The organism is Janthinobacterium aestuarii (assembly GCF_046113285.1).
Taxonomy (GTDB): Bacteria; Pseudomonadota; Gammaproteobacteria; order Burkholderiales; family Burkholderiaceae_D; genus Janthinobacterium.
In genome coordinates, this window is the sequence record NZ_CP142524.1 from 1,923,085 (window position 1) to 1,937,401 (window position 14,317).

Below are 14,317 nucleotides of genomic sequence, written 5' to 3' on the forward strand. Positions count from 1 at the left end.
CATCATGGTGCAACGCGATAACGTATGGGACGCTTTGAACACCCCAAAGCCCTATGGTCAGGTCGCGACCGGCACACAAGGCCAGCAGCGGCAAGACGCGCTTTCATTTGTAGGCAGTTTGTTCTAACCCGCGCCACAAGCGCGAGCGGTTCGTACAGGCGCCACAGAAACTCCGGCCAAACGAGTTGCGTTAAGCGTTGTTTTGTAAGGTATCTATGGGTGCCCAAAGAAATTGCGTGACCGCATGAAAAGGGAAGCAGGAGCACTGTTGCGTTAGGCGTACCTCGTCAGGAAAGAACATCCGATCAATCTCCAATGGACCTTGAAAGGAATGTTTCATGAATACCGAAGCAGCAGCAGGACCAATTACGGGCGCAGAAATTGTCGTGCGCTGTCTGGCTGAAGAGGGCGTCGAGCACGTCTTTGGATATCCGGGCGGAGCCGTACTCTACATCTACGACGCCATCTTCCAGCAAAACAAATTCCAGCATATCCTGGTACGCCACGAGCAGGCCGCGATCCACGCCGCCGATGCCTATTCGCGCAGCTCGAACAAAGTCGGTGTCGCCATCGTCACGTCCGGTCCGGGCGTCACGAATGCCGTCACGGGCCTGTCGACCGCGTACATGGACTCGATTCCCATGGTGGTGATCTCCGGCCAGGTGCCGAGCCACGCCATCGGCCAGGATGCGTTCCAGGAATGCGACACGGTCGGCATCACGCGCCCCGTCGTCAAGCACAACTTCCTCGTCAAGGACGTCAAGGACTTGGCAGCGACGATCAAGAAAGCCTTCTTTATCGCCCGTACCGGCCGTCCGGGACCCGTGCTGGTCGATATCCCCAAGGATATCAGCATGCACAAATGCCATTTCGACTATCCGAAGGAAGTCGAGATGCGTTCCTACCGTCCCGTCGACAAGGGCCATTCGGGTCAGATCCGCAAGGCCGTGCAGCTGTTGCTGCAAGCCGAGCGCCCGATGATCTACACTGGCGGCGGCGTCATCCTGGCAAATGCCTCGGCCGAGCTGAACAAGCTGGTCGACCGCCTGGGTTTCCCGTGCACCAACACCTTGATGGGCCTGGGCGGCTACCGCGCCTCGAGCGAGCAGTATGTCGGCATGCCCGGCATGCACGGCACCTATGAAGCGAACATGGCGATGCAGAACTGCGACGTCCTGATCGCCATCGGCGCCCGTTTCGATGACCGCGTGATCGGCAACCCGAAACATTTCGCCTCGCATCCGCGCAAGATCATCCACGTGGACATCGATCCATCGTCGATTTCCAAGCGCGTCAAGGTCGATATCCCCATCGTCGGCAACGTCAAGGACGTGCTGATCGAGTTCCTCGCGCAACTCGACGCGGCCGAAGCCAAGCCGAACGTCAATGCCTTGAGCAACTGGTGGAAGCAGATCGCCGAATGGCGTGGCCGCGAATGCCTGAAATACCCGACTTCCGACCTGGTCATCAAGCCGCAATCGGTGGTGGAAAAAGTGTTCCAGATCACCAAGGGCGACGCCTTCATCACGTCCGACGTGGGCCAGCACCAGATGTGGGCCGCGCAATACTATGGCTTCGACAAGCCGCGCCGCTGGATCAATTCCGGCGGCCTGGGCACCATGGGTGTCGGCTTGCCGTACGCCATGGGCGTGCAGATGGCCAATCCGGACGCCACCGTTGCTTGTATTACCGGCGAAGGTTCGATCCAGATGTGCATCCAGGAACTCGCCACGTGCAAGCAGTATCATCTGACGCCGAAGATCATCATGCTCAACAACCGTTTCCTCGGCATGGTGCGCCAGTGGCAGGAAATCGATTACGGTTCGCGCTATTCCGAGTCGTACATGGATTCGCTGCCCGACTTCGAGAGACTGGCGGAAGCGTATGGCCACGTGGGCATGAAAATTGAAAAACCGGGCGACGTCGATGGCGCGCTGAAAGAGGCGTTTGGCATGAAAGACAGGCTGGTATTCATGAACTTCATTACCGACCAGTCCGAAAACGTGTGGCCCATGGTGAAAGCCGGCAAAGGCCTGTCCGAAATGATGCTCGGTTCGGAGGATCTCTAATATGCGCCACATTATTTCTGTCTTGCTGGAAAACGAAGCGGGCGCCCTGTCGCGCGTGGTGGGCCTGTTCTCGGCACGCGGCTACAACATCGAAACACTGACCGTGGCGCCGACGGAAGACTCGACCCTGTCGCGCATGACCATCGTCACCAGCGGTTCGGATGACATCATCGAGCAGATCACCAAGCACCTGAATCGTCTGATTGAAGTGGTGAAGGTGGTGGACCTGACCGAAGGCCAGCATATCGAACGCGAGCTGATGCTGATCAAGGTTCGTGCCGTGGGCAAGGAGCGCGAGGAAATGAAGCGCACCGCCGATATCTTCCGTGGCCGCATCATCGATGTCACCGAAAAGACGTACACGATCGAACTGACCGGCAACAAGGTCAAGCTCGACGCGTTCATCGATTCGATCGACCGCGCCGCCATTCTGGAAACCGTCCGTACGGGTGGTTCCGGCATCGGCCGCGGCGAACGCATCCTCAAAGTATAAAAATATAAGCAGCACTACGCGGCCCTGGGGCCGCATTTAAAACAACAACGCATCATCAAATGATAGGAAATACCATGAAAGTTTTTTACGACAAAGACGCTGACCTCTCCTTGATCAAAGGCAAAAACGTTGCCATCATCGGCTACGGTTCGCAAGGCCACGCGCACGCGCAAAATCTGAACGATTCGGGCGTCAACGTCACCGTCGGCCTGCGCAAGGGCGGCGCTTCGTGGACCAAGGTCGAACAAGCTGGCTTGAAAGTAGCGGAAGTCAACGACGCCGTGAAAGCGGCCGACGTCATCATGATCCTGTTGCCAGATGAAAACATCGCCCAGGTCTACAACGAAAACATCGCGCCATTCGCCAAGCAAGGCGCCGTACTGGCCTTCGCCCACGGCTTCAACGTGCATTACGGCCAAGTCGTGCCACGCGCCGACCTGGACGTGATCATGGTCGCGCCGAAAGCCCCGGGCCACACCGTGCGCGCCACGTACACCCAGGGTGGCGGCGTGCCCCACCTGATCGCCGTGTACCAGGACAAATCGGGCATCGCCCGCGATATCGCCCTGTCGTACGCTTCGGCCAACGGCGGCGGCCGTGCCGGCATCATCGAGACGAATTTCCGCGAAGAAACCGAAACGGATCTGTTCGGCGAACAAGCCGTGCTGTGCGGCGGCGCCGTGGAACTGATCAAGGCCGGTTTCGAAACCTTGACGGAAGCGGGTTACGCGCCTGAAATGGCGTACTTCGAGTGCTTGCACGAACTGAAGCTGATCGTTGACCTGATCTATGAAGGCGGCATCGCCAACATGAATTACTCGATCTCGAACAACGCGGAATACGGCGAATACGTGACCGGTCCTAAGGTCGTGACCTCGGCCACCAAGGATGCGATGCGTCAATGCCTGAAAGATATTCAAACGGGCGAATACGCGAAGAGCTTCATCCTGGAAAACAAGGCAGGCGCACCGACCCTGATCTCGCGCCGCCGCCTGACGTCCGAGCACCAGATCGAAGAAGTGGGCGCGAAACTGCGCGCCATGATGCCTTGGATCGCCAAGAACAAGATGGTTGACCAGTCGAAGAACTAAGCAGCAATCGTTCCTCACACGAAGCCGGCGCAAGCCGGCTTTTTTTTGCGCGGGCGTTTGGCCGCCAACATCCGTTACAATCAGGCCCATTCAACCATAGCGTCAGCACCATGCTCGTTTTTTCTAAAGTTTTTGTCGGGAATCTTCATGTGGTCAAGCGCCCCGTCTCGGTTGCCATCAGCTGCTGGTTTCTGGTCCTCAGCTCGCTGTCAGCGCTGGTGTCGGCTTACCTCGGCCGCAACGATCCCTCCATGCTGGCCGGCATGGGGCACGGCGTGATTCCCGCCGAGGTGCAATACGCGATGATGCTCTTCAGCTTGGGCCTTACCCTGGTGACAGCGCTGGCCATGCTGCAAAGGCAGCGTGGCGCGCGCACCGTGTATCTGGTATGGGGCGTGATCGACATTGCGTTCTGTCTGGCGACCTTGCCGCTGAAGATGAACGTCTTGCCTGGCGCGCTCACGTTCGCCGTCATCTGCGCCTTCCTGTACAGTCCGAAATCGAATGCCTGGTTTTCGCCGCGCAAGGCGGCCAATGATGCCTGCATGACGCCAGCCTGAGTACGGTTGATTTCGTGCACACGCTGTTGGCGCGTTTGCTTTACAATCCCGCCCTTCCTTTGCAGTTTCCCATGGACTGCATCTGTTTCGGTATCTGCCGACCGCAACGCGCATCACCGCTTTTGTAGCACGCCAGGCGCTAGTTTTTTAGCCGCTTGCGCAACCAGAAAGACCTCCATGACTGACCGTATCACCGCCACGGGGCCCTCGCAGGCTGCTGTTGACTCTTCCATTCCCATCCTGGCCTTGCTGGCCCTGGCCATGACGGCGTTTCTCGCCCTCCTGTCGGAAACCTTGCCGGCCGGCTTGCTGCCGCAGATTGCCCGCGACCTGAATATTTCCGAAGTCATGACGGGCCAGCTTGTGACCGTGTACGCCATCGGTTCCATCCTGACGGCGATCCCCCTGACGGCGCTGACCAGCACCTGGCGCCGGCGCAATGTCCTGTTGCTGGCCATCATCGGCTTCCTGATCTTCAATACGGCGACGGCCCTGGCGCCCAGCTACATCGTCGCCCTGGTCGCGCGCTTCGTCACGGGCATGGCGGCCGGCCTGGCCTGGGGCTTGATGGCCGGCTACGCGCGCCGCATGGTGTCCGTCGAGCAGCAGGGCAGGGCGATGGCCATCGCCATGATCGGCACGCCGCTGGCCCTGTCGCTGGGCGTGCCGCTGGGCACCCTGATGGGTGGCGTGCTGGGCTGGCGCAGCATCTTCGGCATCATGTCCGGCCTGGCCGTGGTGCTGGTCGCGTGGGTGTTGCTGGTCGTGCCCGATTATCCGGGGCAAAAGAACGGCGAACGTCTGTCGATCCGCCAGGTGTTCATGACGCCGGGCGTGCGGCCGATTCTGGCGGTGATCGTCGCCTGGATGCTGGCGCATAACATTCTCTATACCTATATCGCGCCGTTCCTGGCGCCGTCCGGCTTGCGCCCCCGCGTCGACCTGGTGCTGCTCGTGTATGGCGTGGGCTCCTTGGCCGGCATCTGGCTGGTCAGCCAGCTGATCGACCGCTGGCTGCGCCCGCTCGTGCTGGGCTGCATCGCCGCCTTTGCCCTCGTGATGGTGGCGCTGGGGCTGGCGATGGACTCGCCCGCCGTGATCTATGTCAGCATGACGATCTGGGGCATCACCTTTGGCGGCGCCGGCACCTTGCTGCAGACGGCGTCGGCGGACGCGGCCGGCGACGGCATGGATGTGGCGCAAGCGATGGTGGCGACCATCTGGAACGTGGCCATCGCGGGCGGCGGCCTGGCGGGCGGCATGCTGCTCGACGGCTATGGCGCGGCATCGTTCCCGTGGGCCATGCTGGCCTTGCTGCTGGTGGCCTTGACCATCGCCTGGTGCGCGCACCGCCACAGTTTCAAGCCGGGCCGGCGCAGCGGCGGCGCGGTGCTGGGTCACTAACACATTGTTATTTTGAATAACAGTGTGTTGAAATGTGAGCAGATGTGACTGGCAAGCACATTTTGTGACGATTTGTTAATTTGCGCCACGGGAATGAATGAGGCGTTAGAATCTACACAGTTTGACAAGTTTCTCAAGAGAAATGGGGTAGTGCAGAGCGCGCCCCATCGCTCCTTGTCAGCCACATTAACTACCTAGGAGTACCCCCATGACCGTGATGAAATCCGTCCTTGTTGCCGCCGCAGCCACCGTTGCCCTGAGCGCGCAAGCCCAATCTTTGCCGACTTCCGGCACCCTGGTGGTCGTACCCGCATTTGGCGAAGTCAAGCATGTCAATGACCAGGTGGTCGCTACCCTGGCCGTCGAAGAACAGGACAAGGACAAGGCTGCCGCTGCGTCGCGAGTCAACCAGAAGATGAACAAGGGTATCGCCATCGTCAAGCAGGCCGACCCGTCGGCGGCACTGAAATCGTACGGCTACTACACCTACCCTGTGTATCCGGAAGAGCGTCCATTGCCGGCTGGCGCCGTGGCCAAGCCGCGTTTGCCGACGGCCTGGCGCGTCGGCCAGTACCTGGAAGTGACGACGGCCAACCTGGCGTCCCTGCCAAAAACCGTGTCGGCGGCGCAAGGCGTGCTGACCCTGAATGGCTTGAATTTCGGCCTGAAGCCGGAAACCATCCGCTTGCTGGACGACCAGCGCATCGCCGCCACCTATAAAAACCTGAACGAGCGCGTGGCTGCCATCGCCAAGGCCATGGGCCGCAACGTCTCGGACGCCGTGCTCGATACGGTCGACTTCGAAGGTTCGGGCAACTACGCCACGGAAAGCCGTCCTGCCGCCGCGCCGATGATGATGCGCAGCGCCAAGATGGCCGAAGACAGCACCGTCGCCGAACCGAGCTTCGAGCCGGGCGAAACGACGCTCGACATGCGCGTCGTCGGCAAGGTCAAGTTCAAGTAAGCGCGTTAGCGCGGAAATATTTTCGCGTTAGACTGTTTTAAAAATCATGGGGCTGTTGGCCCCATGGTCGTTTTTGCCCCATTATTTTCCAGGAGAACACCATGACCGTCATGAAATCGCTGCTGGCAGCAGCCGCCGCTACCGTTGCCCTGGGCGCCCAAGCCCAGGCCATGCCCACTTCCGGCACCCTCGTGGTGGTGCCCGCCAATGGCGAAGTGGTGCACGCGAACGACCAGGTGACCGTCACCCTGGCCATCGAAGAGCAGGACAAGGACAAGGCCGCCGCCGCCTCGCGCGTCAACCAGAAGATGAACCAGGGCACGGCCATCGTCAAGAAAGCCGATCCGCAAGCCGTGCTGAAGACCCAAGGCTATTACACGTATGCCGTGTACCCGGAAACGGCGCCCTTGCCGCCTGGTGTCGCCGCCAAGCCTAGAGTACCAACGGGCTGGAGAGTGGGGCAATACCTGCAGGTGACGACGACCAACCTGGCCGCCTTGCCGAAAACCGTTTCCGCAGCGCAAGGTGTGTTGACCCTGAATCGCCTGAACTTCGGCCTGGCGCCCGCCACCGTGCGCAAGCTCGACGACCAGCGCATCGCCGCCGCCTACAAGAACCTCAACGAGCGCGTGGCCGCCATCGCCGGCGCCATGGGCCGCAACGTCAATGACGCCGTGATCGACACCATCGATTTCGAAGGTTCCGGCAACTATACGCAGCGCGCGAACGTGGCAGGCGCGCGCGCCATGAGCGCCGATTCCATGGGCTACGGCGGCAGCCAGGTGGCCGAACCGAGCTTTGAACCGGGCGAAACGACCCTCAACATGGGCCTGGTGGCCAAGGTCAAGTTCAAATAAGGCTAGTATTGGTGTCAATATTGCCGGCTTGACGCCGCCGCGCTTTTCTTTGGCGGCGGCTCCTCTATAATGACAACATCGGCAGGCGCATGCCCTGACAGTCATGCGCCTGCCATCTGGCACCGATTCCCCCGCAGTACACAAGATATGGAACAACATGGCAAACTTCCCCCGTCGTAGAGGCAAGAACGGCACCCCCGCAGTATCCAAAGCGTCCCGCTTCAGCAAATTCGTGCGCCAGCCGGTAACCGATGGCACTGGCAAGAAAACCTTGCGCCGCCGCGGCATCTATCTGTTGCCGAACGCCTTCACGACGGCAGCCCTGTTTTGCGGCTTCTACGCCATCGTCATGGCCATGAACCAGAAATTCGAACACGCGGCCTGGGCCATCTTCATCGCCATGATCCTCGACGGCCTCGACGGACGCATCGCACGCCTGACGAATACGCAGAGCGAATTCGGCGCGCAGTACGACAGCCTGTCCGACATGGTGTCGTTCGGCGCCGCGCCGGCGCTGGTGATCTACGAATGGTCGCTGCGCGGCATGGGTAAACTGGGCTGGCTGGCCGCCTTCGTGTATTGCGCCGGCGCCGCCCTGCGTCTGGCCCGCTTCAACACGAACATCGCCGTGGTCGACAAGCGCTTCTTCCAGGGCTTGCCCAGCCCGGCGGCGGCGGCCATGGTGGCCGGTTTCATCCTGCTCATGAACGACCTGGAATTTGCCGGCAACCAGCTGGCCTGGGTGTCGTGGACGATCGCCCTGTTTTCCGGACTGACCATGGTCACCAACGTGCCGTTCTACAGTTTCAAGGATGTGAATTTCCGCAAGTCCGTGCCTTTCATCGTGGTATTCCTGCTGGCATTGTTCTTCGCGCTCATTTCCATCGATCCGCCGAAAGTGCTGTTCCCGATTTTCGTCGTCTATGGCTTGTCCGGCTACGCCGTGTTTTTCTGGCGCATGGCGAAGGGCAAGCCCGTCAGCATCATCCAGACCGACCCCGAGCATTAATACGGCGAGTCGGTAGCGTCGCCAGTCTTCAGCCAGCCAGGAGCAGCCATGAACACCAGCAACCGACTCATCATTTTTGACACCACCTTGCGCGACGGCGAGCAATCGCCGGGCGCCTCCATGACGCGCGAGGAAAAGCTGCGCATCGCCAAGCAGCTCGAGCGCATGAAGGTCGACGTGATCGAAGCGGGCTTCGCCGCCGCCTCGCAGGGCGACTTCGAGTCGATACGGGCGATTGCCGGCGCCGTGCGCGAATCGACCATCTGTTCGCTGTCGCGCGCCAACGACCGCGACATCGCCCGCGCCGCCGAAGCGCTGGCGCCCGCCGAGCGCAAGCGCATCCACACGTTTATCGCCACGTCGCCCCTGCACATGCAGATGAAGCTGCGCATGACGCCCGAGGAAGTCCTGCTGCAGGCGCAGAACGCCGTGCGCTACGCGCGCCAGTTCACGGACGACATCGAATTCAGCCCCGAAGACGGCAGCCGCTCGGACGAGGATTTCCTCTGCCGCGTGCTGGAGGGCGTGATCGCCGAGGGCGCCACCACCATCAATTTCCCCGACACGGTGGGCTACGCCGTGCCTGAAATCTTCGGCAATACCATCAAGCGCTTGCGCGAACGCATACCGAATTCCGATAAAGCCATCTGGTCCGTCCATTGCCATAACGACCTGGGCCTGGCTGTGGCCAATTCGCTGGCCGGCGTCATGATCGGCGGCGCGCGGCAGATCGAATGCACGGTCAATGGCCTCGGTGAGCGGGCCGGCAACACGGCGCTGGAAGAAGTGGTGATGGCGCTGCGCACGCGCGCCGCCTATTACAACTTGACGGTGGGTATCGATACGACGCAAATCGTGGCCGCCTCGAAAATGGTGTCGCAGATCACTGGTTTTGCCGTGCAGCCGAACAAGGCCGTCGTCGGCGCGAACGCCTTTGCGCACGCGTCCGGCATCCACCAGGACGGCATTTTGAAGGCGCGCGAGACGTATGAAATCATGCGCGCCGAAGACGTGGGCTGGACGGCCAACAAGATCGTCCTCGGTAAACTGTCGGGCCGCAATGCCTTCAAGCAGCGGCTGCATGAGCTGGGCATCGCGCTTGAATCCGAGGCGGAAGTCAACGCCGCTTTCCTGCGTTTCAAGGAGCTGGCCGACCGCAAATCCGAGATTTTCGACGAAGACATCATGGCCCTCGTCAGCGAGGAGCAGCAGGCGCAGGAGAGTGAGCACTACCGTTTCATTTCCCTGACGCAGCAGTCGACGACGGGCGCCGTGCCCCATGCGCGCGTGGAATTTCTCGTCGGCGGCGAACAGCGCAGCTGCGAAGGGCGGGGCGACGGTCCCGTCGACGCCACCGTCAACGCCATCGAAAGCGCGGCCGCCAGCGGCGCGGAACTGGTCTTGTTCTCCGTCAATGCCATCAGCACGGGCACGCAGTCGCAGGGCGAGGTCACGATGCGCCTTTCGCGCGATGGGCGCATCGTCAACGGCGTGGGCGCCGACCCCGACATCATCGTCGCGTCGGCCAAGGCGTATTTGTCGGCCTTGAACAAGCTGCATGCCAAGGATGAGCGCATCGACCCGCAGCCGTAAGCCGGGGTCAGACCCCAGAATTTGCATTTGGGATAGGCGCTAGTCTTGGTGCAAGACGCTCGTCACCAGAAGAAGCGGCGCTCTTCCTTGGCCGGATCGGGCCCGTTCATCATCATGCGCACGATGCCGTCGTGGTCGAAGTGCACGTGCATCATGGAATCCCACACGCCCGATTCCTTGTAGCGGTAGGACCAGACGTAGAGCTTGGGCAGCGGCAGATACGATGTTTCCGTCGGGCGGCCCAGGGTGTGCAGCACGTCTTGCTGCGTCGACACGCCTACCTTGATGCGGGCAAAGCCCGGCGTGTCGAGCACCTGTTCGTAGGAAATCAACTTGTCGTCGGGGCCGAAGCGGGCCATATACGTGTACTGGCCGTACGGCCCCGTCGCGTATTCGAGTTCGGGCCCCGTGGGCAACTGGTAGATATTCGTCGGACGGCCGAGGCGTGCTTCCACGGCGGTGCGCGGCTCGCCCGGCTGCGGTGGCGGGGCGTTCCAGCTGGCGCAGCCGGCCAGCACGGCAAACAGCAGTGGTGTTGCTAATTTGAGCAGTTTTTTCATGTTGGACCTCCTGAAATGCAGGAAAATCCTATCATGCACCGAGAAAAGCCCGCACGGCAGGATACAGGCGGGCATTTTTCCGATATACTTGCGCGTCTGGTTGGAAGCCTAGGCCAGTATTTTAATAATCGTAGTTCACGGTGGATAGGGTTCAGACTCTGTGCACCGCATGTGAAAGGTTTATCATGACAGTAGAAAACATCAACAAAGCCGCTATTATCGCGGACAACGCACGTGGTCAAAACGACACCGGCTCCCCTGAAGTGCAAGTTGCACTGCTGACAGCTCGCATCAACGAACTGAACGGCCACTTCAAAGCCCACTCGAAAGATCACCACTCCCGCCGCGGCCTGATCATGATGGTCAACCGTCGTAAGAGCCTGTTGTCCTACCTGAAGGCTAAAGACGCTACCCGTTATCGCGACCTGATCGCTAAACTTGGTCTGCGCAAGTAATTTTTGCCGTACAAGGTTTATACAGAAATGCCTGCGCCAGTTCGCTGACGCGGGCATTTTGTCATTTGAATTCCGGATTTATGTCGAGAAGTACAGTATTCTCTACCGATATCATGTTTTAAAAGTAAAGTAGCAAAGGTGGTAACAAGTAAAGGCAGCATTTTTACGCCGCCTGTGGTGAGGTGAACGACAGCCCCTGAAAATCTGTCGGCAATTAGAAAAGGGATACCCCATGTTTAACAAAGTTACGAAAACCTTCCAGTACGGTCAACATCAAGTGACCCTGGAAACCGGCGAAATCGCGCGTCAGGCATCCGGCGCAGTGCTGGTGTCGATCGAAGATACCGTCGTTCTGGCAACGGTGGTGGCACGCAAAGATGCCAAGCCAGGCCAGGATTTCTTCCCTTTGACGGTTGATTATGTCGAAAAAACCTATGCTGCCGGTAAAATTCCGGGCGGTTTTTTCAAGCGCGAAGGCCGTCCTTCCGAAAAAGAAACACTGACATCGCGTCTGATCGACCGTCCTATCCGTCCGCTGTTCCCGGAAGGCTACCTGAATGAAGTGCAAGTCATCATTCACGTGTTGTCGGTCAACCCTGAAATCGATCCGGACATCGCCGCCATGATCGGCGCCTCCGCCGCCCTGTGCGTGTCGGGCGTGCCTTTCAACGGTCCTATCGGCGCCGCGCGCGTCGGTTACGCCAACGGCCAGTACATCCTGAACCCGACCGTCCAGCAACTGAAAACGTCGGAAATGGACCTGGTGGTCGCCGGTACCGAAACGGCCGTGCTGATGGTCGAATCGGAAGCGAAACAGCTGTCCGAAGAAATCATGCTGGGCGCCGTGGTCTTCGGCCACGACCAGATGAAAGTCGTCATCGACGCGATTCACGACCTGGTGCGTGACGGCGGCAAGCCGGAAGTGGAATGGGCGCCTGCGCCGAAAAACGAAGCACTGATCGCCCGCGTCGCGCATTTCGCCAACGCCAAGATCAATGATGCGTATCAAACCAAGGACAAGCAAGAGCGTACGGCCAAGCTGAAAGCGGCAACGTCGGAAGTGATCGCCGACCTGTCGGCCGAAGCGGCTGCCAACGGCGGCGCGTCGATCGACAGCGCTGAAGTGAACAACATCCTGTTCGACATCGAAGCCAAGATCGTGCGTACGCAGATCCTGGACGGCGAGCCACGCATCGACGGCCGCGACACGCGCACCGTGCGTCCGATCTCGATCCGCACCAGCGTGCTGCCACGCACCCACGGTTCGGCCCTGTTTACGCGCGGCGAAACGCAGGCGCTGGTCGTCGCTACCTTGGGCACCGCCCGCGACAGCCAGAAGATCGATGCGCTGATGGGCGAGTTCACCGATTCGTTCATGCTGCATTACAACATGCCTCCGTTCGCCACCGGCGAAACGGGCCGTGTCGGTACGCCAAAACGCCGCGAAATCGGCCACGGCCGCCTGGCCAAGCGCGCGCTGATCGCCGCCCTGCCGGCAGCCGAAGAGTTCAGCTACTCGGTGCGCCTGGTATCGGAAATCACGGAATCGAACGGTTCCTCGTCGATGGCATCGGTGTGCGGCGGCTGCCTGGCACTGATGGACGCCGGCGTGCCGATGAAAGAACACGTGGCCGGTATCGCCATGGGCCTGATCAAGGAAGGCGGCAAGTTTGCCGTGCTGTCCGACATCCTGGGCGACGAAGATCACCTGGGCGACATGGACTTCAAGGTAGCCGGTACCCGCAACGGTATCACGGCGCTGCAGATGGACATCAAGATCATGGGCATCACCAAGGAAATCATGCAAGTGGCACTGGCGCAAGCCAAGGAAGGCCGCGAGCACATCCTGGGCGAAATGCAAAAAGCCATGCCGCACGTCAAAACCGAACTGTCCGATTTCGCACCGCGTCTGATCACCATCAAGATCAACCCGGAAAAAATCCGTGACGTGATCGGCAAGGGCGGCGCCGTGATCCGCGCGCTGACCGAAGAGACGGGCACCCAGATCGACATCAGCGACGAAGGCGTGGTCACCATCGCTTCCGTTGACGCTGCCGCCGGCCAGGAAGCCAAGCGCCGCATCGAAGAACTGACGGCCTCCGTCGAAGTGGGCAAGACCTACGAAGGCACCGTGCTGAAACTGCTGGACTTCGGCGCCATCGTGCAAGTCATGCCAGGCAAGGACGGCTTGCTGCACATCTCGCAGATCGCCAACGAGCGCGTCAACGCCGTGGCCGACTACCTGAAAGAAGGCCAGCTGGTCCGCGTCAAAGTGCTGGAAACGGACGACCGCGGCCGCTTGAAGCTGTCGATGAAAGCTGCTGAAGGCAACGAAGCGCCAGCCGCTTAATTTCCTTCGGGTTCGCCTGAATGCGGCCTCGGCCGCATGCTCAACAACCGCCAGCGCGCAAGCCCTGGCGGTTTTTTTATGCGCGGCGTTTGCGCTGTATCGAAGATGTATGCCGACGCGTGCACGGGCCTTGATCCAGCGCGTATCGGCCGCTGCCGCGCCTTGTAGATTCGAAGTGGGATTTTCCCTCGAACGAGTCTTCCAAGGAGATGCAGCATGCGCACATTCTGCGGGCTGGCCGCCGCCTTTCTGCTTGCCGTTTCGCCCGGCGCCTGGGCACAGCTGGACAACGCACCCACGCCGGTGCCGCTGCCCATCCCCATCGCCGCCGCGTCTGGGGCCATGCCGGCGCAAGACCTCGACGCCTTGCGCGCCGTGCATGCGCGCGAAATCAACGACCTCAGCACCTTCAGGACGGCGGGCTTGCCGCGTGAGGCTATCGACTCCTATCTCGATAGCGGGCCAGGGCAGCAATTTTTGCGCGAACTGCGCACCGCCGATCCTGCCGCCTCGGCCGACACCCTCTATGCGCGGGCCGTCGAGCAGCTCGCGTCCGGCAGCACCTTGCCGGACCTGCAGCCCATGGCTGCCGCGCTGGTAAAAATCGTGCCGCATGGCCAGAATGTGTCGCCGTATTCGCCATATTTCACCACCAGCGCGCAGTTGCAGCTGGCATCGGGCCGCTGCGCCACCCTGGCCGACTGCTTCGGCTTGCCCTTGAAGAGCGAGGCGCCGCTGTATGATGTGTATCAGATCATGCCCAAGGGCACCGTCAACGTGTTCGTCAGCCAGGTCGCGCCGACGGAAGAGTTGGGCGGGCTGGTGCGGCGCAAGGGCGGGGCGCAGCAGTATTTGCTCCCCAACCGCAGCTTGTGGTCGGCCCCCGTGCTGATCGGCACGATCAAGAATTGA

Annotated in this window: 13 protein-coding genes; 12 read left to right on the forward strand and 1 reads right to left on the reverse strand. The window is 60.6% G+C overall.

Features of this window, described 5'->3' with window-relative positions; all coding sequences use genetic code 11:
- Positions 1-338 precede the first annotated feature (338 nt).
- The 9 genes from OX462_RS08645 to OX462_RS08685 all read left to right on the forward strand — a co-directional run bounded on the left by OX462_RS08645 (position 339) and on the right by OX462_RS08685 (position 10,040).
- Positions 339-2,069 (forward strand): acetolactate synthase 3 catalytic subunit, encoded by a 1,731-nt coding sequence (locus OX462_RS08645; protein WP_071650268.1) that lies wholly within the window; start codon positions 339-341, stop codon positions 2,067-2,069.
- Position 2,070: 1 nt separating this feature from the next.
- Positions 2,071-2,562, forward strand: coding sequence for an acetolactate synthase small subunit (gene ilvN, locus OX462_RS08650; protein ID WP_010399754.1), 492 nt, complete (start codon positions 2,071-2,073; stop codon positions 2,560-2,562).
- 74 nt (positions 2,563-2,636) lie between these two features.
- Entirely contained in the window at positions 2,637-3,653 is a 1,017-nt protein-coding gene (gene ilvC, locus OX462_RS08655) for a ketol-acid reductoisomerase (protein WP_034750044.1), read from the forward strand.
- Positions 3,654-3,802: 149 nt separating this feature from the next.
- Positions 3,803-4,213: a hypothetical protein gene (locus OX462_RS08660; protein WP_121670077.1), complete on the forward strand. Its 411-nt coding sequence runs from the start codon at positions 3,803-3,805 to the stop codon at positions 4,211-4,213.
- Positions 4,214-4,390: 177 nt separating this feature from the next.
- Positions 4,391-5,617, forward strand: coding sequence for an MFS transporter (locus OX462_RS08665; RefSeq protein WP_070224126.1), 1,227 nt, complete (start codon positions 4,391-4,393; stop codon positions 5,615-5,617).
- A gap of 208 nt (positions 5,618-5,825) precedes the next feature.
- Positions 5,826-6,581 carry an SIMPL domain-containing protein gene (locus OX462_RS08670; RefSeq protein WP_086136411.1) on the forward strand — a complete coding sequence of 252 codons (756 nt, stop codon included), beginning with the start codon at positions 5,826-5,828 and terminating at the stop codon, positions 6,579-6,581.
- Positions 6,582-6,682: 101 nt separating this feature from the next.
- Positions 6,683-7,438: an SIMPL domain-containing protein gene (locus OX462_RS08675; protein ID WP_070288766.1), complete on the forward strand. Its 756-nt coding sequence runs from the start codon at positions 6,683-6,685 to the stop codon at positions 7,436-7,438.
- A gap of 157 nt (positions 7,439-7,595) precedes the next feature.
- The gene (gene pssA / locus OX462_RS08680; protein ID WP_070288765.1) at positions 7,596-8,447 is read left to right on the forward strand and encodes a CDP-diacylglycerol--serine O-phosphatidyltransferase; all 852 of its coding nucleotides are present in this window, start codon (positions 7,596-7,598) and stop codon (positions 8,445-8,447) included.
- Between the two features lie 48 nt (positions 8,448-8,495).
- Positions 8,496-10,040, forward strand: a complete 1,545-nt coding sequence (locus tag OX462_RS08685; RefSeq protein WP_070288764.1) for a 2-isopropylmalate synthase — start codon at positions 8,496-8,498, stop codon at positions 10,038-10,040.
- A gap of 62 nt (positions 10,041-10,102) precedes the next feature.
- Here OX462_RS08685 and bamE read toward each other — a convergent pair whose 3' ends face one another.
- Entirely contained in the window at positions 10,103-10,600 is a 498-nt protein-coding gene (bamE, locus tag OX462_RS08690; protein WP_409028193.1) for an outer membrane protein assembly factor BamE domain-containing protein, read from the reverse strand.
- Positions 10,601-10,785: 185 nt separating this feature from the next.
- Between bamE and rpsO the strand changes: the two genes are divergently transcribed.
- The 3 genes from rpsO (at position 10,786) to OX462_RS08705 (ending at position 14,317) form a co-directional block, all read left to right on the forward strand.
- Complete coding sequence (rpsO, locus tag OX462_RS08695; RefSeq protein ID WP_010399743.1) at positions 10,786-11,055, forward strand: 30S ribosomal protein S15; 270 nt, start codon at positions 10,786-10,788, stop codon at positions 11,053-11,055.
- Positions 11,056-11,287: 232 nt separating this feature from the next.
- Positions 11,288-13,405, forward strand: coding sequence for a polyribonucleotide nucleotidyltransferase (gene pnp, locus OX462_RS08700; protein ID WP_070224120.1), 2,118 nt, complete (start codon positions 11,288-11,290; stop codon positions 13,403-13,405).
- Positions 13,406-13,621: 216 nt separating this feature from the next.
- Positions 13,622-14,317 (forward strand): hypothetical protein, encoded by a 696-nt coding sequence (locus OX462_RS08705; protein ID WP_409028194.1) that lies wholly within the window; start codon positions 13,622-13,624, stop codon positions 14,315-14,317.

What these genes read in the sequence shown, in the direction of transcription:
- OX462_RS08670 (WP_086136411.1), top strand. Translation starts at nt 5,826, where the DNA reads ATGACCGTGATGAAATCCGTCCTTGTTGCCGCCGCAGCCACCGTTGCC.
- OX462_RS08645 (WP_071650268.1), top strand. Translation starts at nt 339, where the DNA reads ATGAATACCGAAGCAGCAGCAGGACCAATTACGGGCGCAGAAATTGTC.
- bamE (WP_409028193.1), bottom strand. Translation starts at nt 10,600, where the DNA reads ATGAAAAAACTGCTCAAATTAGCAACACCACTGCTGTTTGCCGTGCTG.
- OX462_RS08665 (WP_070224126.1), top strand. Translation starts at nt 4,391, where the DNA reads ATGACTGACCGTATCACCGCCACGGGGCCCTCGCAGGCTGCTGTTGAC.
- OX462_RS08685 (WP_070288764.1), top strand. Translation starts at nt 8,496, where the DNA reads ATGAACACCAGCAACCGACTCATCATTTTTGACACCACCTTGCGCGAC.
- ilvN (WP_010399754.1), top strand. Translation starts at nt 2,071, where the DNA reads ATGCGCCACATTATTTCTGTCTTGCTGGAAAACGAAGCGGGCGCCCTG.
- rpsO (WP_010399743.1), top strand. Translation starts at nt 10,786, where the DNA reads ATGACAGTAGAAAACATCAACAAAGCCGCTATTATCGCGGACAACGCA.
- ilvC (WP_034750044.1), top strand. Translation starts at nt 2,637, where the DNA reads ATGAAAGTTTTTTACGACAAAGACGCTGACCTCTCCTTGATCAAAGGC.
- OX462_RS08675 (WP_070288766.1), top strand. Translation starts at nt 6,683, where the DNA reads ATGACCGTCATGAAATCGCTGCTGGCAGCAGCCGCCGCTACCGTTGCC.
- OX462_RS08705 (WP_409028194.1), top strand. Translation starts at nt 13,622, where the DNA reads ATGCGCACATTCTGCGGGCTGGCCGCCGCCTTTCTGCTTGCCGTTTCG.
- pssA (WP_070288765.1), top strand. Translation starts at nt 7,596, where the DNA reads ATGGCAAACTTCCCCCGTCGTAGAGGCAAGAACGGCACCCCCGCAGTA.
- pnp (WP_070224120.1), top strand. Translation starts at nt 11,288, where the DNA reads ATGTTTAACAAAGTTACGAAAACCTTCCAGTACGGTCAACATCAAGTG.